At 64.9% G+C, this 23,132-nt stretch carries 18 protein-coding genes; 16 read left to right on the top strand and 2 right to left on the bottom strand.

The window, feature by feature from the left end; genetic code table 11:
• Positions 1-19 precede the first annotated feature (19 nt).
• The 13 genes from addB (at position 20) to METY_RS01210 (ending at position 19,629) form a co-directional block, all read left to right on the top strand.
• Complete coding sequence (gene addB, locus METY_RS01255) at positions 20-3,112, top strand: double-strand break repair protein AddB (RefSeq protein ID WP_103119576.1); 3,093 nt, start codon at positions 20-22, stop codon at positions 3,110-3,112.
• Positions 3,109-6,495 carry a double-strand break repair helicase AddA gene (gene addA / locus METY_RS01250; protein WP_103119575.1) on the top strand — a complete coding sequence of 1,129 codons (3,387 nt, stop codon included), beginning with the start codon at positions 3,109-3,111 and terminating at the stop codon, positions 6,493-6,495. Before addB ends, addA begins: the two co-directional genes overlap by 4 nt.
• Before the next feature lie 273 nt (positions 6,496-6,768).
• Positions 6,769-8,262: a carboxypeptidase M32 gene (locus tag METY_RS01245; protein ID WP_103119574.1), complete on the top strand. Its 1,494-nt coding sequence runs from the start codon at positions 6,769-6,771 to the stop codon at positions 8,260-8,262.
• 134 nt (positions 8,263-8,396) lie between these two features.
• Positions 8,397-9,257: a transglutaminase-like domain-containing protein gene (locus METY_RS01240; protein WP_103119573.1), complete on the top strand. Its 861-nt coding sequence runs from the start codon at positions 8,397-8,399 to the stop codon at positions 9,255-9,257.
• 414 nt (positions 9,258-9,671) lie between these two features.
• Positions 9,672-9,830, top strand: a complete 159-nt coding sequence (locus tag METY_RS20985; protein ID WP_160147279.1) for a hypothetical protein — start codon at positions 9,672-9,674, stop codon at positions 9,828-9,830.
• Between the two features lie 302 nt (positions 9,831-10,132).
• Positions 10,133-12,814 carry an RNA-binding domain-containing protein gene (locus tag METY_RS01235; protein WP_146035641.1) on the top strand — a complete coding sequence of 894 codons (2,682 nt, stop codon included), beginning with the start codon at positions 10,133-10,135 and terminating at the stop codon, positions 12,812-12,814.
• Positions 12,815-13,027: 213 nt separating this feature from the next.
• The gene (locus METY_RS01230; protein ID WP_103119571.1) at positions 13,028-14,239 is read left to right on the top strand and encodes an HNH endonuclease; all 1,212 of its coding nucleotides are present in this window, start codon (positions 13,028-13,030) and stop codon (positions 14,237-14,239) included.
• 249 nt (positions 14,240-14,488) lie between these two features.
• The gene (locus tag METY_RS20755; protein ID WP_146035640.1) at positions 14,489-15,394 is read left to right on the top strand and encodes a hypothetical protein; all 906 of its coding nucleotides are present in this window, start codon (positions 14,489-14,491) and stop codon (positions 15,392-15,394) included.
• Positions 15,395-15,435: 41 nt separating this feature from the next.
• Positions 15,436-15,681: a helix-turn-helix transcriptional regulator gene (locus METY_RS20750; RefSeq protein ID WP_146035639.1), complete on the top strand. Its 246-nt coding sequence runs from the start codon at positions 15,436-15,438 to the stop codon at positions 15,679-15,681.
• Positions 15,681-16,046, top strand: a complete 366-nt coding sequence (locus METY_RS01225) for a hypothetical protein (RefSeq protein ID WP_103119570.1) — start codon at positions 15,681-15,683, stop codon at positions 16,044-16,046. Before METY_RS20750 ends, METY_RS01225 begins: the two co-directional genes overlap by 1 nt.
• A 12-nt stretch (positions 16,047-16,058) precedes the next feature.
• A complete protein-coding gene (locus tag METY_RS01220) occupies positions 16,059-17,852 on the top strand; it encodes a virulence-associated E family protein (protein WP_146035638.1) in 1,794 nt (597 codons plus the stop codon).
• Between the two features lie 348 nt (positions 17,853-18,200).
• Positions 18,201-19,427 (top strand): tyrosine-type recombinase/integrase, encoded by a 1,227-nt coding sequence (locus METY_RS01215; RefSeq protein ID WP_146035637.1) that lies wholly within the window; start codon positions 18,201-18,203, stop codon positions 19,425-19,427.
• Between the two features lies 1 nt (position 19,428).
• A complete protein-coding gene (locus METY_RS01210; RefSeq protein WP_103119567.1) occupies positions 19,429-19,629 on the top strand; it encodes a hypothetical protein in 201 nt (66 codons plus the stop codon).
• A 231-nt stretch (positions 19,630-19,860) separates the two neighbouring features.
• Here the strand turns inward: METY_RS01210 and METY_RS01205 are convergent, their stop codons facing one another.
• Both METY_RS01205 and METY_RS01200 read right to left on the bottom strand, forming a co-directional pair.
• Positions 19,861-20,310: a hypothetical protein gene (locus METY_RS01205; protein ID WP_146035636.1), complete on the bottom strand. Its 450-nt coding sequence runs from the start codon at positions 20,308-20,310 to the stop codon at positions 19,861-19,863.
• 151 nt (positions 20,311-20,461) lie between these two features.
• The gene (locus METY_RS01200; protein WP_103119565.1) at positions 20,462-21,196 is read right to left on the bottom strand and encodes a hypothetical protein; all 735 of its coding nucleotides are present in this window, start codon (positions 21,194-21,196) and stop codon (positions 20,462-20,464) included.
• 111 nt (positions 21,197-21,307) lie between these two features.
• Between METY_RS01200 and METY_RS01195 the strand changes: the two genes are divergently transcribed.
• From METY_RS01195 to METY_RS01185, 3 genes are all read left to right on the top strand, one after another.
• Positions 21,308-21,574, top strand: coding sequence for a helix-turn-helix domain-containing protein (locus tag METY_RS01195; RefSeq protein ID WP_103119564.1), 267 nt, complete (start codon positions 21,308-21,310; stop codon positions 21,572-21,574).
• A gap of 346 nt (positions 21,575-21,920) precedes the next feature.
• Positions 21,921-22,583: a hypothetical protein gene (locus METY_RS01190; RefSeq protein ID WP_103119563.1), complete on the top strand. Its 663-nt coding sequence runs from the start codon at positions 21,921-21,923 to the stop codon at positions 22,581-22,583.
• Complete coding sequence (locus METY_RS01185) at positions 22,529-23,131, top strand: hypothetical protein (RefSeq protein WP_146035635.1); 603 nt, start codon at positions 22,529-22,531, stop codon at positions 23,129-23,131. Before METY_RS01190 ends, METY_RS01185 begins: the two co-directional genes overlap by 55 nt.
• The last annotated feature ends 1 nt before the right edge of the window (position 23,132 follow it).

The raw sequence follows: 23,132 nt of genomic DNA, 5'->3' as shown, positions 1-23,132 counted from the left end.
GTCTAGGCTCGCCCGACCCATGAGCACGGGCCGCGCCCCCAACGTTTTGACGATCCCCGCCGGCGCGCCGTTCCTGGCGACGCTGGCGCGCGGGATCCTCGACGGGACGGTCGTGCCGGGCTTCGCGCCGCGCGGCGACCCCTTGGCGCTGGCCGAGGCCACCATCTTCCTGCCCACGCGCCGCGCCGCCCGCGCGCTCAGAGACGCGTTCCTGGCCGAGCTCGACGGTCGGGCTACGCTGTTGCCGCGCATCGCGCCGCTCGGCGACGTCGATGAGGACGCCGGCGCCGCGGAGGACGTCGCGGAGGCCGACGGCGAACTGCCGCCCGCCGCGGCCCCGCTGGAGCGGCGGCTGGCGCTCGCCCGGCTGGTGTTCGGCTTCGCCGGCGCGCTCGACCGCTCCATGCTGCGCCTCAGCGACGACGACGGCCCGCTGATCCCGGCGACGGCGGCCGAGGCGATCCATCTCGCGGCCGAACTCGAGGCCCTGATCGACCAGATCGAGACCGAGGAGGTCGACGTCGCGGCGCTCGGCGCCCTCGCGCCGGGCGAACACGACCGCTATTGGGCGATCACCCAATCCTTCCTGCAGGTGGCGCTGAAAGCCTGGCCCGAGCACCTCGAACAGATCGGCCGACTCGATCCCAGCCGGCGCCGCAGGCTTCAGCTCGACGCTGCGGCCGCGCAGGTCGCCGCCGGAACCGGTCCGGTGATCGCCGCCGGCTCGACCGGCTCGGCGCCGGCCACCCGCCGCCTGATCGCGGCGATCGCCCATGCGCCATGGGGCGCCGTGGTGCTGCCGGGCTTTGATCGCGACGGCCTCGATGAGGCCGCCTGGACCGCCCTGCGCGACGGCGACGCGCCCGGCCTCTACGGCCATCCGCAGCGGGGCTTGTCGCGCCTCACGCAGGCGCTCGGCGTCAGCCGCGCCGAGGTGCGCGAACTCGCGCCCGCGCCCCCCGCGCTTGCGGCCCGCGCGCGTCTCGCCGCCGACGCGTTGCGGCCCGCCGAGACCACCGACCTCTGGAGCGCGGCCTCGGGCGACCTGTTCGAAGCCGTCGGTTCGCTCGACGGCGTCGCGCTGGTGGATGCGCCCCATCCGCGCGGCGAGGCCGCGGCCATCGCGGTCGCCCTGCGGGAGACGCTCGCGACGCCCGGCAAAACCGCCGCCCTTGTGACGCCTGACCGCGGCCTTGCGGCGCGGGTCGCCACCGAACTCGCCCGCTGGGGCGTCGCGATCGACGACAGCGCGGGGGCGGCGCTCAAGGCGACGCCTTCCGGCGGCCTGCTGCGGCTGGTCTCCGAGGCCGCCTTCGATCCCCGCCCGGCGCCGCTGCTCGCGCTGCTGCGCCACCCCCGCTGCCGCCTCGGGGACGCCTCCGGCCTTGGCCCCCGCGCGACCGACGCGCTCGACATTCTTGCGTTCCGCGACGCGCTGCCGGGTCAGGGCTTCGACGCCCTGCGCCGGGCGCTGCGGGAGCCGCAGGAGGGCGAGCGCCGTCACGGTCCGGCGAAGAGGTTCGGCGGTCTTGACCGCGCCGCGGCCCGCGCTTTGGTCGACAGCCTCGAGGCGGCCCTCAGTCCGCTCGCAAGCGCCCTCGAGGCGCCGACCGCGCCGCTCGAAAGCCTCGCAGCCGCGCTCACGGGCGCCTACGCGGAGATCGCCGGCGACGCGGAGGGCGAGGACGCCGAGGCTGTCGCGCAGTTCCTCGAGGAGCTGGGCGAAGCCGCGCTCGAGGCGGAGCCGATCGCGCCGAGGGCTTTCCCCGGGGTGCTGGTCGCGCTGATGGCGGGACGGGTCGTGCGGCCGCCGCGCGACAGGCATCCGCGGCTCCGGATCCTCGGCCCCTTGGAAGCCCGGCTGCTGCAGGTCGACCACATGGTGCTCGGCGGCCTCAACGAAGGCGTCTGGCCGCCGACGCCGCAGAGCGACGCCTGGATCAACCGGCCGCTCAGGGCGCAGCTCGGTCTCGCGCCGCCGGAGCGTCGCATCGGCCTCTCCGCGCACGACTTCGTCCAGGGCCTTGGCGCGCCTGAGGTGACGCTGACGCGGGCGGCGAAAGCCGGCGGCGCGCCGACCATCCCGTCGCGCTGGCTGCAGCGGCTCGCCGCTGTGGCCGCGCCCGCGGCCCACGCCGCCGCCAAGGCCCGGGGCGCGCGGCTGACGCGGCTGGCGGAGATGCTCGACGAGGCCCCGCGCGAGGCCGCGCCTCGGCCGCCGGAGCCGCGCCCGAAGCTCGAGCTGCGCCCGCTCCAGATCAGCGTCACCGCCGTCGAGACCTGGCTGCGCGATCCCTATTCGCTCTACGCCCGCTCCGTGCTCCGGCTGGACGAGCTCGGCCCCGTGGGGCCCGAACCCGGCGCGCGCGAACTGGGCGACGTCATTCATGCCGCGTTGGAGGCCTTCGCCCGCAGCGGCCTTACGGCGGCGGATCCGGAAGCCCGGCCCGCGTTGCTGCGCTTCGGGGAGGCCGCCTTCGGCGCCCTGCTGGAGCGCGACGACGCGCGTCTGCTGTGGTGGCCGCGCTACGCCCGCATCGTCGACTGGTTCCTGGGCTTCGAGCGGGCGCGCGCGCCCTTCGTGGCGCGCACGCTGGTGGAGCAGACCGCCGCCCACCGCTTCACGACGCGCATGGGCCGCGAGTTCGCGCTGACCGCACGCGCCGACCGGATCGACGCGCTGAACGACGGGAGCTTCGCGATCCTCGACTACAAGACCGGCCGCGCCGCCTCGGTGAAGCAGGTGCTCGCGGGCTTCGCGCCGCAGCTGCCGCTGGAGGCCGCGCTGCTCGCCGTCGGCGGCTTCGCCGACGCCGCGCCCAACGGCGGGACGCCGAGCGGACTCGCGCTGGTCCGTCTCACTGGCCGCGATCCCGCCGGCGAGGTCGTCGACGTACGGGCCAAGGACGAGCCGCTCGCCGACGTCGCGGCCAAGGCGCTCACGCGATTCCGGCAGGTCGTGGATCGCTTCGAGGACGAGGCCGAGCCTTACCGCTCGCTGTCCCATCCCACCTTCCTGTCGCGCCCGGAAGGCCCCTACGCCCACCTCGCGCGGGTGAAGGAGTGGTCCGCCACCGGCGGCGCCTCGGATGGGGAAGGAGATGGGGAATGAGCGGTCCGAGCGCCGCGACGCTTGAGCGGCAGGCGCTGGCGTCGAACCCGCGCGCCTCGGCCTGGGTCTCGGCCAACGCCGGCTCGGGGAAGACCTACGTGCTGGTGCAGCGCGTGGTCCGTCTGCTGCTGGCCGGGGCGGACCCTGCGCGCATTCTCTGCCTCACCTTCACCAAGGCGGCGGCCGCCAACATGCAGAACCGGGTGGTGGAGCGCCTGCGCGGCTGGGCCACCATGCCGGACGAGGCGCTGGCGACGGAGGTGGCGGGCCTCGAAGGCGCTCGGCCGTCGCGGGCCCATCTCGCCCGCGCCCGCCGGCTGTTCGCCCAGGCGCTGGAGACGCCGGGCGGGCTAAAGATCTACACCATCCACGCCTTCTGCGGCCGCCTGCTACGCCAGTTCCCGTTCGAGGCCAACGTGCCCGCCGGCTTCGCCGAGATCGACGAGCGCGACCAGGCCGAGATGATGGCCCGCGCCCGCGCCCGGGTGCTGGCCCGCGCGGCGCGCGATCCGCAAGGCCCGGTCGGCGCGGCGCTGGCCCATCTGGTGCCGCGCGTCGCCGCGCAGACCATCGACGACGCCGTGGCTGAGGCGGTCGCGGGCCGAGACGACCTGCGCCGCCTGTTCGACGACCCCGCGGTCGGGGACCCGGAGGGCGCGGCCCGCGCGCTGGCCGGAACCTTCGAACTCTCCGGCGACGAGGACGCGGAGGCGCTGGAGGCCGCGATCCTCGGCGCCGGCCTGCCGGCCGAGGAATGGCCGGCCATCGCCCGCGCGCTGGCGGACGGCTCGACCACCGACGCCAATCTCGCGACCTGCTTCCTCAAGGCGGTCGCCGCCGGCGACGAGGGCGAGCGGCGGGAGGCCTATCTCTCCGTGTTTCTTACGGCGACGGGCCAGCCGCGGGCGCCGAACCGGTTCGTCACCAAGGCCACTCGCGCCGCCTTTCCCGACCTTGCGATCTTGCTCGACGGCGAGCGCGAGCGGCTTGCCGCCCTGCTGCCGCGCCGCGCGGCGGCGCGGATCGTCGCCCGCACCCGCGCGTTGCTCACGCTCGCCGAGGCCACCGCAGCCGAATACGCCCGCGCCAAGTCGGCCGAGGCGCTGCTCGACTACGACGACCTGATCGCGAAGACCCGCAACCTGCTGGCCCGCACGGAGTCGGCCTGGGTGCTGTTCAAGCTCGACGGCGGGCTCGACCATGTGCTGGTCGACGAGGCGCAGGACACCGCCCCGGCGCAGTGGGAGATCGTCCGGCGGCTGACCGAGGAATTCCTCGCCGGCGCCGGGGCGCGCGGCGGCGCGACGCGCACGGTGTTCGCGGTCGGCGACGAGAAGCAGTCGATCTTCTCTTTCCAGGGCGCGGAGCCTGCGATCTTCGGCGAGGTCCGCAGCGCCTACACTCGTGGACATGAGGCCGTCGACCTCCGCTTCGACGACGTGCGGCTGCAGGAGAGCTTTCGCTCCACGCCCGCCGTCCTCGCCGGCGTCGACGCCGTGTTCGCGTTGGAGAGCGCGCGCAAGGGCCTGTCGTCGGACGCGGCGGGCACCGCGCATTCGACGACGCGCACGGGCGCGCCGGGCTCCGTCGAGCTCTGGCCGCTGGTCGCCGCCGCGCCGGCGGCGCATGCGGACGAGGCTTGGGACGCGCCGTTCGACGCCGTCAGGCCGGCGAGCGCCGTGGTGCGCCTCGCCGACAGGATCGCCGAGGAGATCTCGCGCGCGATCGCGTCGGGCGAGACGCCCGCGGGCGAGATCCTCGTGCTCGTCCGCCAGCGCAAGGCGCTGTTCGAGGCGGTGCTGCGGGCGTTGAAAAGCAGAGGCGTCCCGGTGGCGGGCGCTGACCGGCTGATCGTCGGTGAGCACATCGCGGTCATGGACCTTCTGGCGCTCGGCGACGCTCTGACGACGCCGGACGACGATCTCGCGCTCGCCTGCGCACTGAAGAGCCCGCTGTTCGGCCTCACCGACGACGACCTGCTGGCGATCGCGCCCGGCCGGGGCGGGGCGCGGTTGCGTGATGCGCTGGCGGACGGGCCTCCGCGGGCGCGGGCGGCGCATGAGCGCCTGGCCGTGCTCGCCCACGAGGCCGCCGGCCGCACGCCCTTCGCCTTCTACGCCGACCTGATCGCCCGCGGCGGCGCCCGCAAAGCCTACCGTGCCCGGCTCGGCCACGAGGTCGACGACCCGCTCGACGCCTTCCTCGACCTCGCGCAGGACCACTCGTCCACCCACGCCCCGACGCTCGCCGGCTTCCTGGGCTGGATGCGGGCGGCGCCGGCCGAGATCAAGCGCGATCTCGACGTGTCCTCGGGCGAGGTGCGGGTGATGACGGTGCACGGCGCCAAGGGCCTCGAGGCCGGGCTCGTGGTGCTGGCCGACACCTGCGGCGGCGCGGCCTCGGGCCGTGGCTCCGCGCTGATCGACGTTGCGCGCGCGGGCGCCGGCCACGGCGCCCCGAAGATCCCGGTCTGGGCCGGGCGCAAGGAGGACGACCCGCCCGCGCTCGCCTCCGCCCGCGCGCAGGTCCGCGCCGAAGCCGAGGCCGAGCACCGCCGGCTGCTCTACGTCGCCATGACGCGGGCGAAGGACCGGCTGATCGTCTGCGGACACGACTCGGGACGTACGCGACCCGAGGGCGCCTGGTACGACCTCGTCCGCGAAGGCCTCGCCGCGGCCGAGGGCGTGGAGACGGTCGAGCTTCCGGAGGGCGGGACGCTCTACCGGCTCGCGAGCGGCGGCCCGCTTGCCGCCGCCGCTGGGACCGATGAGAAGAAGGCGTCCGCGGACGACCGGCCGCCGGACTGGCTGTTCGCGCCCGCCGGCTACGAGGAGGCGCCTGGTCCGCCGCTCTCGCCGTCGGCCCTGGTCGCCGAGGACGACGCGGGCCCCGCGCCCGCCGGCCCCGGCGCGGAGGCCGCCCGCGCCCGCGGCGTGCTGCTCCACCGCCTGCTGAAGACGCTCCCCGAGGTCGCGCCGGAGCGCAGGTCCGAGGCTGCGGCGCGGCTCAGCCAGCGCGCGCCGGGGCTCGACGACGCGCTCAAGGCTGAGTGCGTTTCGGCGGCCCTCGCCGTCGTCGGCGATGCCGCCTTCGCGGCGGTGTTCTCCGGCGCCGGCCGTGGCGAGGTCCCGATCGTCGGCCGGCTCCGGGACGGCCGCGCCGTCTCCGGCCGCATTGATCGTCTCTCCGTCACCGACGCCGAGATCCTGGTCGTCGACTACAAGACCGACCGCCGTCCGCCGCCGCCGGGCGCGATCCCACCCGGATACGCCGCCCAGCTCGCCGCCTACGCCGAACTGCTCGCCGAGATCTGGCCGGACCGACCGGTGAAAGCCGCGATCCTGTGGACCGCCGCGCCCCGGCTGGACGTGCTCGGCGGGTGACCTGTCGGAGTCCCGCCCTCGCCGCGCCCGGCTTTGAGCCGGGACCCAGAAACGCGGCGCGCCAAGAGTGAGCACGGAGGTCGGCCATCCCTCCCGAAACGGGATGCGTCTGAGCCAGCCTCAAGGCCGGTGCATGGGCTACTCGTTCTCGAAGACGCCGGGATTACTGGTAGCCCAGCCCGTCTCGCGTCCGGCGCGCCCTATCCCCTTGACCCGGCGGCGAGGCTTGCTCTGGATGAGCCTCCCGCCGCGAAACTGGACGTTCTCCCGCCGATGACCGCCTATTCCGAGCTCTCCGCCCATTTCGGCCGCGTCTCCGCGCTGTCGAACGCCCTCGGCATCCTGCACTGGGACAACGCCGCCGTGATGCCGAAGGGCGCCGCCGAGACGCGGGCGGACAGCGTCGCGCTGCTCGACGTGCTGCGGCACGGCATGGCGACGGACCCCCGCGTCAAGGAGTGGCTGGAGGCCGCGGCGAACGACGACCGGCTCGGGCCGTGGGAGAAGGCGAACCTGCGCGAGATCGGCCGGGTCTACGCCCAAGACACCGCGCTGCCGGCGGATCTGGTCGAGGCCTCCAGCAAGGCGACCTCGGCCTGCGAGATGCGCTGGCGCCAGGCGCGCGAGGAATCCGATTTCGCCGGCCTGTTGCCCTATCTCGCCGAGGTGCTGCGGCTGCAGCGCGAGGCCGCCCGCGCCAAGGGCGAGGCGCTCGGCCTCGGCGACTACGACGCGCTGCTGAACGATTACGAGCCGGGGGGGCGCGCGGCCAAGATCGACGCGCTGTTCGACGACCTCGCGGCCTTCCTGCCGGGCTTCGCCGACGAGGTGATCGCGGCGCAGGCGCGCCGACCGAAGGACGAGGCGCCGCAAGGACCCTTCCCGGTGGACAAGCAGCGGGCGCTTGGTCTCCGCATGATGGCCGCGCTCGGCTACGACTTCGAGCGCGGACGGCTCGACGTCTCTACCCACCCGTTCTGCGGCGGCGCCGACAACGACGTCCGCATCACCACGCGCTACGACGAATCGGACTTCGCGAGCGCGCTGATGGGCGTGCTGCACGAGACCGGGCACGCGCTCTACGAGCAGGGCCGGCCGCAGGCCTATCTCGGCCAGCCCGTGAGCGCGGCCCGCGGCATGAGCGTGCACGAAAGCCAGTCGCTGCTGATCGAGATGCAGGCCTGCCGCAGCAAGGAGTTCGTGGCCTTCGCCGCGCCCCTGATGCGCGAGACCTTCGGCGGCTCCGGCCCGGCCTGGGAGGCGGACGCGCTGTGGCGGCGCTACACCCGCGTCAGCCGCGGCTTCATCCGGGTCGACGCCGACGAGGTCACCTATCCCGCACACGTCATCCTGCGCTACCGGCTGGAGAAGGCCTTGATCGCCGACGACCTGCCGCTGGCCGACCTCCCGGCCGCCTGGAACGACGGCATGAGGGCGCTGCTCGGGGTCACGCCGCCGAGCGACAAGGTCGGCTGCCTGCAGGACATCCACTGGCCCTCCGGCGGCTGGGGCTACTTCCCGACCTACACGCTGGGCGCCATGACGGCCGCCCAGCTGTTCGACGCCGCGCGGACGGCCGAGCCCGACATCCTGCCTGCGATCGGGCGCGGCGACTTCGGCCCGATCGTGGCGTGGCTGCGCGCCAACGTCCACGCCCATGGCTCGCTCTACGAGACCGACGAGCTCCTCACCCGCGCGACGGGCCGCCCGCTCGACGCGGGCGTGTTCAAGGCGCACCTCAAGCGCCGCTACCTCGACGAGGGCTGAGGCCAGCGGCGGAGCGCGTTCCGGGGGCCCCGGAACCAGCGCTCCGCTCGCGCGTTAGGCGCGCGCTCTCTCGCCGCCTCGGGGTCCTCCCGCCGCCGGGAGCCTTGCCCGCCCCCGGCGCCACGGAGACCGCCATGAAGTTCAAGCTCGGCTGCGAGCTCGCCTACAAGATCGTCGACGAGACGGTGTTCATCTTCAACGTCGAGGTGGCGCAGCTCCCGCGCCACGTCGGGCTGGTCGACCGGCTGTCGTTCTCGCCCCAGGTCGAGCAGCTCAGCTATGTCGCGCCCGACGTCGGCAACCGCTACGTCCGCGCGCTGGCCTCGCCCGGCGAGTTTTCGCTCGCCTACGAGGCCGAGGTCGACCTCGACGTCCACCGCGCGGATCCGACGACGGTGCAGGAGACCGACATCCGCGACCTGCCGCTCGAAATTCTCCCCTATCTGCTGCCGAGCCGGTTTGTGCCGTCCGATCGCCTGGCCGCCTTCGCCCTCCGCGAGTTCGGGGACTTCCCGCGTGGTCACATGCGCGTCAGCGCGATCTGCAGCTGGATCTACCAGAACATCGACTACGTCCGCGGCTCGAGCGACTCCGAGACCACGGCGACGGAGATCCTGGTGCAGCGCGCGGGCGTCTGCCGCGACTTCGCCCATCTCGGCATCGCCTTCTGCCGCGCGCTGGGCATCCCGGCGCGGCTCGTCAGCTGCTACGCCTTCGGCCTGTCGCCGTCCGATTTCCACGCCGTGTTCGAGGCCTATCTCGACGGCCGATGGTGGCTGTTCGACGGCACGCGCCAGGCGGCGCTCGACGGGCTCGTGCGCATCGGCGTCGGCCGCGACGCCGCCGAGATCGCCTTCGCGACGCCCTTCGGCAACATGCAGCCGGGGCCGATCCGCATCTGGATCGACCGCGCCGACGGCCAGCCGGAGCCCGAACCGCGGACCACGGACGCGATCAGCACCCAGGACCCGAACCTCAACGGCCGCCAGATCTGACGAGAGCTAGGCCGGAGGCCCGGAAACGCGAAAGGCCCGCGCGAGGCGGGCCTTTTTCATGCGCTTGACGTCGACTGGAGCGGGCGATGGGATTCGAACCCACGACCCCAACCTTGGCAATCGAGAATATTCTCGCGGGTGGAAGGCGTTAGGGCCGATGCCAGGACGAGACGTAACGCCACAGTTCAAAACAGCGGCAGGTTCGATTTGCACCCGAGCGCCAGGCCGCGCCACGCTTCGGACAGCAGAAGAGGGCTGTGAGCGTAACCGCCGCTTCTAGCCCACAACCTCCCGTAAACTCTGCGGGTGCTCAGCGCGCGATCGATTTCTCCGAAGCTAGCGAGGGAGAGTCGATATGACGAAGAGCGTCCAAAGTAACGAGCCCGTAGATGTGGCCCGCCGCCAGAGCCCCTCTTGACGGTTCAGGAGGCGGCCCGACAACTGGGCATCCAGCACTACGCTCTCCGCCGAGCGGTGAAAGCCGGCGTGGTGCCAGCTTTCGCGCCCTTCAACAGTCGGAAGCTCGTGAGGCTGTCCGAGGTGGTGGGCGTGATCCGAGCGGCGCAGGTGTAATCCTACTCCTTTTGCGACCGCGCTCGGCCATGCTCAAACTCGGCTAGCAGCCTTTCGATAACGCACTTTGATGTTAACGGCTCGCCGACGGCCGCAGGAGACTTCGATGGTAATTAGCTCGATTACCTCCGCAGCCTCCACGCCCGTTTGCCGGCGCGTGCGGTAGCAGTCGGGGCCTTTGTCCCCCCGATACGCGGGCTGCATCCACCAAGCGCTTCACCAGCCGGCTCGATTGTGCTGCTATCGAGATTGAGAGACCCGCTTGGCGCACTGAACACCGATATGCGGCGGGGACGTCCTCAGTGAGCGATTTCGGTCGACGGGAACCAATTGTAATGGCGTTACGTGCGCATCAGAAGTCGAGCAAGCCTGCGACGTCGAAATTAGCCAATGCGCAGGTATCGCTCGTAGCTAAATTACGTTTGTGGGTCGACGACTTAAAACTCGATGATGAAATCGTAGCTGAGCTGTTGCCGTCAGGAAAGCCACACGATTACGAGTCGCAGCTTTGGGACTACAAGGAGAAGTTGCCTTGCCTCCCAAACAAGCCAACTGACGAGGACAGAAAACTTCACAAATCAGAGATAGGCGACATTATAAAAGATGTGGTCGCATTCCACAATTCGTACGGCGGATACATTTTGTTTGGTGTTTCGGATAAGGGAAGCAGCCGCATTAAAAATTGTATTGGCGATTTTGATCTCGGAGATTTTAACAGGCGTCTAGAAAGCTATACGGGGAATAGCATCGAGTGCTCATTCCGGTTTTTTGAAATGTCCACACAAGTTGGTACAGCACGGTTAGCCCTTATGCTCGTGCCTCGTCGACCCGCTCGGGTTGCGCCAGTTAGATTCAAGAAGATGGGACCGGAAAAACCGAACGGAAAGCGTTGTTTCAATGAGGAAACATACGTCCGCATCCGCGATGAATGTCGTCCCGCCTCGGCTACGAGTGAAGATTGGCAATTTCTTCATGCGGACCGTTCGCCACCAGAAGCGCCGGGTGGACGCAACCGTCCTGCAGTGGTTTCGGCTCTACCCGCGCGGGATCCCGACCTCGTTGAGTTCGTCGGCCGTACGGACGTACTGGCGTCGTTAAGGAGCTGGCTCTCGGACCCGAGAAGCCCCGTGCGTCTTGTTACCGGGATCGGAGGACTCGGTAAGACCTCCGTCGCGTACCGCCTCGCTGAGGAGGTGGTTGCAAGCGGCGGTGGTGAGATCGAATGGGTTATATGGCTCACTGCCAAGCAGAGGACGTATTCGGCTTTGCGGGGGCATCTTATCCAAGCGAGCCGTGTTGATTTTGGCAATCTTGAGGAACTTTACGAGGCGATACTTCAGACTCTTTCGCACCAAATCTCGCCTGATATCGACGAGCCCTCGCTGGACGAACTTGCAGACCGCGTGGTCGATGCATTTCAGAATTATACGTGCCTGCTCATAATCGACGACATTGATTCGCTTGCACCAGACGAGCAAAAGGAGATGGTTGCAGCCTTGAACGGCCTAGCTCTCAGGACGGTGGGTCGCGACATTCCGTGCAGCCGTATTCTGATGACATCCCGAATAGACCAGGGCATGCCGCCTACTGCTGTAGTAAAGATCGCTGGGCTTGAGTATGAAAGTTTTAGTAGATTTGTTAGTAATATTTGTGAGGTTTTTGAGATCGCGGGCATTTCCGGGAAGAATATGGAAGACCTTTATGTCGCGACGTCAGGGTCGCCCTTGTTTGCAGCTTCGGTCGTGCGATTGGTGAAATTGGGCGAAAATCTCGCTACTGCGATCGAGACATGGAAGGGGCAAGAGGGTGAGGAGGTTCGGAGATTTGCATTTCAGCGTGAGATAAGCCGCCTAGGAGGTTCGCAGGGCCGGCTTCTTTATGCCGTTTTGTTGTTAGGCGAGACCAGCGTCAATGATCTGGCAAGCATACTGGAGGTGACACCCAAAGTGGTGCGGGACCGTGTTTCGGATCTGCAGTCCTATCATTTAATATCAACATCGACCAAGGAAAGCGGCGATTCTGTTATCTTTGCGCCAAGCGATCTATCTGCAGTTACGGAGCTCCTCCGGTCACATCTTGGGTCACAAGCTGCTTCTGTCGAGCAGGCCTGCGCCAGGGCGCAGGAGCGAAGTAATACTGACAACCGGTCAATTGGGGCTGGAATCCGGAGGGTCGTGGCTGGATGGAACGTTGGCCGGGCGGACGAAGCACTGCGTGTAGCTCAAGAACTCCGGACGAAATTCCCAAAAAGCGGAGATGTGGCCAATGTTCTCGGCCAAGCTCTTCTTCGGCAGTCTCCGCCACGCACCGCCGACGCGGACCGCGAGTTTGATGCCGCCAGACGCCTCGGTTGTACAAGGCCGGAGCTAATGGCCGACGCAATAAACACAAAAATTGAGTTGAAGGACTGGCAGGTTCTCCTCGACATGGTTTCGTCCTGGTCCTCAAACGATAGGGCTCATGATGTCCCGCTTTACGCCCATATTCGCGCCTGTTCGGAACTGATTAGCATTGCCAAGGAGCGAGGTGATTACGCAAGAGTCGCGGAGCTGGCAATCGGCGCTGTAGAAAGAATATCAAAGAAATTTTCTCGTCTCCGGTTGGAGAAGCGCCAATTCGATGAATTGAATTCACATAGATTTGGCTATGCTCGCGAATACATTGTTGCTCTCGACCGCCTAAATCCAAGGAGCGGTGACAAGCTCAACGTTTTCGACGGTATATGGAAGTTAGCGGAGTCCGATGTGGCCTTAGTCGATCTGGTCCGCGTAGGCATTGTTGCACTTCAAGCTTGGTGGAGTGATGTCGAGGGCCGCTCGGTAATCGACACAACAGCCTGCCATATCCTCAACAGGCAATTAGGCCGCTTGGTACGGTTAGAGAGACAGCTGAGAGATTATGGTCTGACACAGTCGTCGGTCTTTGACGAGCTCGCGCGGGCACGCCTTGACCTTGCCCATCGAGGAGCCCGGCTGGTCGCGTAACATTCAGCCGACGCAATTAGCTGCTATCATATTGTGCGCGGAAGTCGTGCTTGATGTCATGGTGGTGAGCTCACCAAACGACGTGAGTAGCAAGCCCATCGAGATACAACAAAGACCATCGGATCTACCATCATTCAGATCGCCATTCTGGGTCGAGCGATGCATTTTGTAGCGCGAAGTAAGCGTGTCGCCCCTTAGCGGAAGGGTGGAAAGATGGCGGATGAGATGGAGTGGACAGATGCGGAGCTTGACGCCGCGGTCAAAGCCTATTCGGAAATGGTACTACTCGAGCTTGCCGGCACCCCTTATTCAAAATCAGAGCATCGTCGGCGTCTTCTCGCCGGTCCGCTGGCGGGACGGTCGAGTGGCTCCGTCGAATATCGCATGCAGAATATCTCGTACGTCATGGACTTGTTGGGGCGGCCCCGCATTTCCGGCTACAAGCCCGCGGGCGACGTTGGGCCCGCGAACGAGGCGCGCCTGCGCCGAATCATCGAGACCAGCGGAGGCGCCCCGAGTTCGGAGGCGCTTGAACGGCTGGCCGATGTAGTTTCGGGTTCTGATGAAATTATAGGCGTTAAAGCTGTTTTCGGTCCGCTCAGCTCTCACGTACTGTGTTTCGGTGCGCGCGGCACTATTAACGATAAGAGCTACTTTCAGGTGGCGGCCGGCGCGGCTAAACGGGCAACGACACGCCCTTACGTCATCACCATCGGTGGCGGCAAAAACGTCCAAAAAGGATACGAGGGTAGGGTGCTCAATGTCGCCCGGCTAGCCCTTGTATACGGATTAACAAGCACCCTGATCACAGACCCGGAGGAGGTCGGCCGATTAGCGCAATGGCCGGTGGCTATAGCGCTCCACGATGTGTGGCGTTTCGCCGGGGCGCCTCGCCTTGTCGAAGATCTCGGTTTCGCAGACCGCACCATCCTCGGTGGCTCGCAAGATGGCATTGTACATCCCGAACAGGCAATGAAGCAGCTCTGGGCAGCGCTACATGGGTTGCCAGTTGAGCGCGTGGGTCTCCCGCTTCCCGGAAATTTCTATGACTCGGGAAAGCCCAGACTGGTGACCGCGCGGCTCCCTACGATACCGGCGTCCGGAGCGGAAGAAGGCGCGCGGGTGCTAAAGCAACAGCTGGCCGTCGAACGAGATCGAAGGTTAGCCAGAGAAGTCAAGCATCAAAACCGAATGCGCTATGGGGCGATCACGTGTGAGGCCTGCGGCTTCACCCACAAGGACGGCGCGATGTTTGACGTTCACCACCCTACGCCTTTGGCAATAGGAAAGCGAACGACGTTACCGGAGCATCTCCTTGTGCTGTGCCCAACTTGTCATCGGCGGGCACACAGAAAGAGTGCGAGCCCTCTTGACCCATATACACTGCATGAGCTGAAGGAGTGGGTCGCCGATGGCCGCGCATAAATCGGACTTGCTGTTGCAAGAGACGATTGCGAACGTGTGAAGCGGCGGTGATGATCTTGCTAAGAGGGCACTCCATTCTATGTAAATTCTGGTTCGGTATTCAAGACCGCGCTATTTCCGCTCGTATGCCTGGCTATGCACCGCGTCGCTAATATCCGTTCTTTTCACGGTAGTGCGGCTACATGGACGTGGGAGGGCGGATGGTGCTCCTCTGAGGACCGATATAACCAATTAATTGGAGAACATACCTTGCGTTGCAGATCATATAAATCGAAGCAAAGTGAGAATGAGTTAGATCGCAATAGATCGTCTGAAGATAATGCTATTGACTGGATCGAAATTGAAAAAAGATTTCGCGAAATTCAAAGAAATCTCGAAGGTTTCGAACTTCTTGATGATAGCGCATACGAGCGGGTTCGGCTGAACTATCTCACTTACGGCCTCGTCGATAATCCAATGCAAACTAAGTTTGACTATGGTGCAGCATTTTACATTCATGCGCCTGTGGGCTCGATGACTCGCGAGCTGTGGGCCGGACTCGCCTACGAAATCGGTATTTTAGTTCCGGAGAGCTTAAAGGTACCGGCGCACACCGCGGCGAACGTCATGGACCGGATGGACGTATTGCAGATCGCAGCCGACGCGATTGCTCAACGTAAGATGACCCAATTGTTTATTACCGCCTGGGCTCGGTTACACGCGCTGTATGAACGCTACTGCATGCTATCGCTTACAGGTGAAGCAGGCGGGGTAACGATAAAACAAGCGTTAGCCGGCATGACTAAAAGTGTTGAAGTTCAAAAACATTGGTACGCGCACTGGATAAGAGCAAACGCGCCATCGCTTACGCCGGAGTTTCGTGGAATTGCGGTCGAAAGTTTGCGATCTTTGTGTGTTGATATACGCCGCGAGCGTCTCGCGCCATGGGGACCATACCCTAAAGACTGGTTTGCGCGACTTATTCCCGACGTGAAGGACAGCAGTGGAAGGGTCGCATCGGGCGAAGACATCGGCGACAATTTCATAAAACTCGGCGAGGGCGCTATAAAGAAAATGCTGCGACACCCTCTTCTTACGCCCGCCGTACTGCCGCCACTCAGTCGTACTGAGTTCGAGCAGACTCGGCGCCCCCGGGGGGTGGCGGGCCTCAGGTAAGTTTTCCGCGGACAAGGAGCCTCAAACCAGAGGAGCTCCCTATGTCGGCGAAATTTGAAACTAATAACGCACACAATCCCCTTTTTTCGCAGATAGAGCGACCGAAGCTTGAAAAACTGATCACAATCGCCGAAGCGGCCACCGCGCTCGGCCTCCCATATTGGCAGATCCAGCGAGCAATAAAACGGGGCGCGCTGCCGAGCTACGCGCCGTTCAACTCTCGTCGGCTGGTACGGCTGTCCGAAGTCGTGGCGTTCATCAACGCCTCCCGTCGAGGAGGAGTGTGATGGATGATTACTTCGATCTTCAACCGGACACCGACGAGGCTTTCCGCTTCCTCCAAAAAATGCAGCCGGACGGACCCTGGCACGTTGTAGCAATCCCGCCGGACGGTAAGCTTCATGCGGCGAGTTTCAAGAAAGACCAGGAAGAAGAGCTTGCAGATTGGATCAATGAGCAGCAAGGAGAGGCTAACATATACTTTCACGTCAACGAACTACGTTCAGGACTGAGAAACGCCAAAGCCAAGAAGGGCGACGTGGTTGAAATCATAGCATTACACGTCGATGTCGATGACCTCTCCGCCCGGCGGCGCATCGAGGCTTACGAACCTCCTCCTACGGCGATTGTGATGTCAGGGGGCGGCTACTAGGCGTTCTGGTTATTGAACTCGCCGTCGTCTGATTTCGATCGGGCGGAGCGGTGTAATCAGGTCATCGCGAAGAATCTTGGCGGCGACAAATGCCATAACGTTGACCGCATTATGCGGTTACCGGGCACGATCAACCTTCCAAATGCGACAAAACGGAAGGCAGGCCGGGAGCCGGCTTTAGCAAAGCTTGTGGAGGTCGATTGGAGCCGACTGTATGAAATAAAAGACTTTCCGGCTGACGATCCAGGGCCGGCCGGCCCAAAAGGAGCAATCGCGGCGGTGCCGGGGTCTCCTTCCGCAATCGAGTTGGTCTCATTGGATCAGATCCCAGCCGACGTGCCCGCCGAGACACGTACGATCATCGAGAATGGCGACGACCCCGACTTACCAATGGGATCCCCGGGGGCGCGTTTCCCCTCGCGGAGCGAGGCAGTGTTCCACGTCGCGTGCGCACTCGTCCGTGCCGGCTGTTCCGATGAGTTTATCGCGGGCGTTCTGCTCAACCCACAGCTGGGCGTTTCTGAATCAATTCGGGAGAAGCGGAATCAGGCTGCCTACGCGTTTAAACAGGCACGTGCGGCCCGGGCCGCGTGCGCCGACGGATGGCCCGATCTCCGTGGAAAAGTGCCGAGATCCACGTTCCGCAACACTGTCGTCGCTTTGCGACGGACCGGACTGAGTTTCAGTTTTGATCAATTTCGCCACAGGAAGCTTGTGAACGGCAAGCTTGTTGAAGAATATGAGGGTCAGATCGGTGACGATGTTTGTGTGGTTATTCGGAGTCTTGTCATCGAATTATTCGGTTTTGATCCCCATCCCGACAACATTTACGCAGCGGTTCATTTGCTCTGCCTCGAGAATAGGTTCCATCCCATTCTGGAGATGCTTCAGTCGCTGGAGTGGGATGGAGAGCCCCGGCTGAACCGTTGGCTCGTCACCTATCTGGGCGCGGATGACACGCCGCTGAATGCGGCGATCGGCTCGATCATGCTCATCGCAGCGGTGCGCCGCGTCAGGCGTCCAGGCGTCAAGTTCGACCAGATCGTGGTGCTTGAAGGCCCCCAGGGAACGGGAAAGTCGTCGAGCCTGAAAATACTTGCTGGCCCAGACAACCATTCGGATCAGGAAATTCTTACGCAGGATTCGAAGACTCAGATGGAGCTGCTTGAGGGCGTCTGGATCTACGAACTGGGTGAAGTTGAAGGTATGAGCAAAGCGGAGGTTAACAAGATTAAAAATTTCGCCTCACGGTCGCTTGACCGTAGCCGACCAGCCTACGGGCGGTTTGTCGAGCTACGACTTCGCCAGTCGATCCTGGTGGGTACGACCAATGAGAGCAAATATCTCCGCGACCAAACAGGCAATCGGCGATTTTGGCCGGTTCAAACCAGCGCCATTGATCTGGTCGCGCTGGAGCGAGACCGCGACCAACTTTGGGCCGAAGCGGCAGTCTCAGAAGCGAACGGCGCGTCAATCCAATTGCCGCGGGAGCTTTGGGCGGCGGCCGCCGCCGAACAGGAGGGCCGCTTGGAGGAAGATCCTTGGATCGAGATGCTCTCGGCAGTGAACGGAATCGCGCAAGGTGAGACGGCGCGCGTCGCCACCGTGCATTTATTGCGCGAAGTTCTAGAGATTCCGCCCGACCGCCAAGCTCAACACCAGACGAAGCGCCTATCGATGGTGATGAAAAAACTCGGATGGGAGGCCGGCAAATTCCGGCAAGGCCACCAGACGGTTCGCGGCTATCTTCGCCCAAAACGCCAAGACCATCAGGATGACACGATACGCCAATCACCCCCCTACTAGCGTGGCGGGGTGGCGGGTGTGGCATGGACCGCAGGAGCTGCCGGGCAGCTGGTAGTCCTGCGGTGTTGGCCGGGCTGCTGACGCGGTATGGCCGGGCGCACGCGGCTGTACCACGCCACACCCGCCACCCCGCCACGGTTACGATTTCAACCTCGGTGAGCGCCGAATCCGAATAGCCCCGAGTTTAAACATCTCTTTGGCTTCGAAAGTTTGGCGCGGCCGTGGTTACGTTGTCGGTTACATCTCGCGATATTTTGCACTATCTGCAGGCCGGTCGGCGATTAATTGCGCGGGTTACTTCGGCGTGTTTTCGTATTAATCCAGTCCTTGTTCGACAGGATCAACCTCATGAACTTCTCCGTTAGTCTCACGAAGCGGATGCGCAAGCGGAAGCTCAAGAGCGGGGCGATCGTGATCCAAGATCGCTACGTGCTGAACTATCTCGACCCGAACGGAGGTCGCCGCCGTCAGGAGTTTTTCGAGCGCAAGCGTGACGCCGAGGTTCGGCAGCGGGCTTTGCAGATGCAAGTCGCCGAGGGTGTTTACGTGGACGAGCGCACCGTACCGACGATCGGGGAGGCGATCACTCACTGGCTCGCCGATCGCGAGGGGAACGTGAAGGCGACGACGCTCAAGGGCTACGAGGTCGTCTGCGCCGTCATTCGTGGGCCCGTGCTGGTGGGTACGCCCCGAGAACGCGCGGAGTACACTGCGGCCAAGGTGAAGCCCAAGGGCGCGACCTTCGTTCAGATGCTCGGCGAGGTGAAGCTGAACGAGATCACCACCGCGGCAATCCGGATCTGGCACCGGAGCGTCGTGGACCAGTGCGGCGTCTACACCGCCAACCGCGCCAAGGCCCACCTGAAGTCGATCCTGGCGCTCGCTGAGGAGGACTTTAAAGTCCGTGCGCCGACGATGCCGACCGGCCTCTCTCGGGCCCGCCACAAGCCGAAGAAGGCCATTCTCACCAGCGAACTGATCCGCGACGTGATCCAGGCTGCACGCGACGACGAGTTCGGCATCTACTACGCCTTCCCGTTCCTCGCCGGAACGCGGCCGAGCGAGCAATTGGGTCTCCTGTGGGAGGAGGTCGATTTCGACAAGAACGTCATTCGCATCCGCCGCATCCAGGAGCGTGACGGGTCGCTGACGGAGATGGCGAAGACCGAGGCCGGCACGCGCGAGATCCCTATGGGCGCAACGTTGCGTGAGCTGCTGCTCGCCTGGCGGCTGCGGTGCCCGCGGAAGGACAAGGAGCTGCACCGGGTGTTTCCCGGCCCTGGACGTCTCCAGCCTTGGCCGAAGCCTCGGCTGGGCGGTGGAGGGCCGCTGCTCTACCAGAACTTCCGAAAGCGCTATTGGGAGCCGACCTTCGAACGCCTGAAGCTGCCGTACGTAACGCCGCACTCGGCGCGACATTCGTTCATCTCGACGCTGCAGGCCCAGGGCATCGAGGTCGGGCTCGTCGCGCAGATCGCGGGACACGCGAACCCGACCGTGACGCTCGGCCACTACACCCAGGCGGTGAGGGGAGGGGCGGCGGCGATCACCGCGCTCGAGCAGGTCTATGGGTGAAGTGGCGGATCGATCCGCGGACCTGCTGCTTGAGGTCCGGTGCTGCGCGACCGGGTCGCTCGACGTCCTTGCCATGGAAGAGGCGGCGCTGATCTCTGGCATCGCTCCGGGCGAGCTGGTCGAGGCGCTCGCAGAGTTCGGCGCGTGCGAGACCGACGGCTACATGATCACCGTGCATCCGGTGCTACACGCCGGCACTTAAGCCGCCAGGGGCCCCGCGTCGGGGCTCCCGTAGTACGCGGACGGCCGCCGGGGTGCCTGGGCGGGTCAGGGGCCGCGCCACAGCGCGGGCGCCCTGGTGGCGCGCTCCCGCGCTGCGCAGGCCCCCCCTCCCGGCGGCATGCCGCAACCCTCCCCCCATGCAGGGTCAGCGCGATATGACGGGGGACCCGAACCGGCCTGCAAAATATTCCCGGGTCGTCTACCCAACATCTCAGTCGATGCGATAGGTCACTGAGTTAGCCTGAACCTGGAGGATTCGAAGCGTGCGGCCTTCGACGGGGACGCTCTGGCCCGCGGCAAGCATCAAACGGATCGGCGTTCGGGCGGTGGCGATCTGCGCCGTCGGCCGCGGTCCGACCACCGCGTAGTCGGTCGAGGTCGCCACGCCGGACACGGGCCTTCCGTCGACCATTCCCGCCACCGTCGTGCGCGATGCGTGCGGCACGACGAGTGGCGTCTGGTTCATCGTCGTAGCGTTGGTTTCGATCATGAGGTCGGAGCGCTCGAGCGCCGCTCGTCCGCCCTCCACGCCGAGGAAACGAACCACGACACGTCCGGCGCTCGTCGTGCGGCCGAAAATGTCCGCGCCACCGAAGGCGTTCGGAAGGGGCCTTGAGAGCCGAAAATCCAAAACCGTATCGCCGGGACCCGCGGTGCGCATTGCTCCAGCCGCTGCGCTCTCAAGCGTCGCCGTTCGATTGGAAGGATTGCAAGCTGAAGTCAAAAGTGCGGAAGCGAGTGCGACCCAGCGTTTATACATCATACCGACTCCAATAAACGAAAAGTAAATCATCTGAAAAACGTCAGATCAATTATGGGCCGGCCTTACCCCGGGCCGGGGTCATCTTTGCGCCATGAATGAACGCCGCAGGCCAACGCGACGCCGCTTCCTTGACTGCGATCATGAAGCTGGCGGGCGCGTCAGGTCGAAGGAGTAGAAGGAAGAGCACGTGAGCGGTGCTGAAGCGCCAGACCTCGGCGTCAGAAGCGATCGCTCTTAGGCTGCTGGCGCAAGCCGCGGCGAAGCTGACCCGGTCAATCCTCGGATAGTGCTGATAGATCAGCAGCGACTGACCAGCCGTGTAAAACGCGGCGACCTCGTCGAGGAAAATATACTTGTCCGAGTTCTTCCGGCCTTTGGCCGTCGAGGCGACTGCAAGCCCGTTGTCCGGGTCCAGAAACACGAGGTCTCGGTCCCGAAACGAGGCCAGGCAATTCCGCCAATATGCGGACCGAGCCTCGCGCTCGCGCGGGAGTTGGGCGTTGTAGTAGGTCGCGCTGGGGATGGCTTCCCCTGCCTCGATCGCGGAGAGGCGGCGGCCGCCAACGTCGTTAACAGTGGAGCGAAGGAGATCGAAGAGGTCGGAATCGAAGGCGCGAAATCGCTCAGGCTTGGTGAGATAGGAGAGGACGTTCCCATCCGCGCTGCCGTCCGAAGGCGTCATCATCCAGCAAACGCCAACCCGGTGACGTCCACCGGCGGCTAGGACGCGGAGAAGGGCGTACTTTCGGTAGTCGTTGATGTCGCCGACATACTGCTCCTTCACGGCCGCCTCGAATCGCTGGAACGTCGAGGCAGAGTGATTGAATACCCGGTTTTGGGGTACTCAAATTTCGGGTGTCATTGAGGGGTCGGTTTAACGACCGGCGTCACCTCCTTGACCTCCATTCGATCCGATTTGTACCAAAGGATGGTGGCCTCGCTGGTCCAGGCCCGGAAGGCCGCTGGTATCACCCAGGCAGAGGTGGGCCGTCGCGTGGGGCAGCGTCAAACCTTTATTTCAAAGGTCGAGCTCGGTGAGAGGCGGCTGGATGCAGCGGAGTTTGTCGAGTTTGCCCGCGCAATCGGCGCTGACCCCTACGCGCTGATGCAGGCGGCGGAAGGCGGGCCTTCCAAGGTAAATCCAGGCATGACAAGCGCTTGAAGGTGAAATGTGCCATCAGCGGACCTTCGGGCAAAACCACTCGAATGCGCTTGGAGCCCGACAGCTGCCGTTAAGATAAAAAAGGTCGGTCCGGCGGCCACAACATCCTGATGTCATACTCTATTAAGCGAACAAGCGCCGTGAAGCGCTGGCCGTATCAGCTACCGCGATCCTCGCTCGACTGGCATCGATGAAGCTTACGCCCACGCCACGGTGGCGGCATCGCGCCCGGGAGCTCCGATTGCGCGAATCTCCCGTTCAAACAATAATTTTGCGAACAACTACCGAATGGCTTGTCGTTGCATCGCTACTGCAACAGGACGCCGCTTGACCAGGGGGGTGTCTATTGAACGACTTAACAGGGCAGGATGCCGGGAAGTGGGACGAATGGCGGTCGCTGAGCGAGGACGGGCACCTCGATCGCCGCAAGGCCGTCGAGATCGTCGCGGCCTTTCGGGAGATGGCCGGACCCGATACCGAACGGACCAGGGGAAGGCTCCTTGAGCATCTCCAAGGCCGGGCTCGGAGATACCTGCGCCAACGTGTCCGACGCGATCTCCTGGATGGCGGCTCGGAGATCATCGAGGAAGTCATCGGGAAGCTCAACGAGGCCCTGCTGGATCCCACCTCGAAGGATGGGGTAGGGTTTGAAAAAGGCTTCTACAAGAAGCTAAGGGAACGGCTCACCGACCGTCTGCGCCCGTCGCTTCGCGAGAAGGAATGGGTCGAGCAGTTTCCCGTCGAGGATGACGAAACCGGCCGCACCTTCGACCCGGCCGACAGCACGCGGCTCAGTCCGGAGCAGTTGGCAATTGCCGCCGACATCCTGGAGCGGTTGGACCCGCTCCATCGAAAGGCGTTCGCACTTCACCTCAACGGCTTCAAGTATACCTCGTCCGATCCGGACGAGAGCATCGCCGTGTTGCTCGGAAAAAGCCCTCAAACGATCAAGACGTGGGTCGATCGGATAAGAGCGGACATTTTCGAATTGTTGGGAGCAAGCAAATGACAACCTCTTCCGAGGAGCTCGATGAGGTGATTTTTCAATTTCACCAGGCCGTCGACGTAGTCACGCCGAAAGTCCTGAAGGAGTGGACCAACCGCTATCCCCAATACGCGAACGAGATCCGCAGCCATGCGGTCGAGATCGCCGACATGGAATTGTTGGCCTCCATCCGCCCGCAGGCCGCCGTCGAGGCAGCGCCGAGGCCGATGCCCACCCTGAGGGCGGTCGCGCAGGGTGCCGGGATGTCGTTGCGGGACCTCGCGGACGCGATGACCGTTCCGCGGTCGATCGTCTCGGACATCAACGCCGGGCGGATCGAACCGGCAAGCATTCCAAAGCGCTTCGCCCGCGTCGGCGCGGAGAAGCTCGGCCTGGTGGCTCGGTGGATGCTGGACGTCGCCAGGGCCTCCAGCGAGCCGCCGGCCGTTGCCGCCTTCAAGGCTGCGAACGGCCCGAGGGAGGGTCGGAAGCGCAGCTGGCAAGAGGCGATCGAAGCCTCCGAGATGACCGACGAGGCGAAAGCCTTCTGGCTCAAGGAAGACGAGGAATAGG

This window comes from Methylopila sp. Yamaguchi (assembly GCF_002897035.1).
Taxonomy (GTDB): Bacteria; Pseudomonadota; Alphaproteobacteria; order Rhizobiales; family Methylopilaceae; genus Methylopila.
This window is presented reverse-complemented; position numbering and strand designations above follow the sequence as displayed.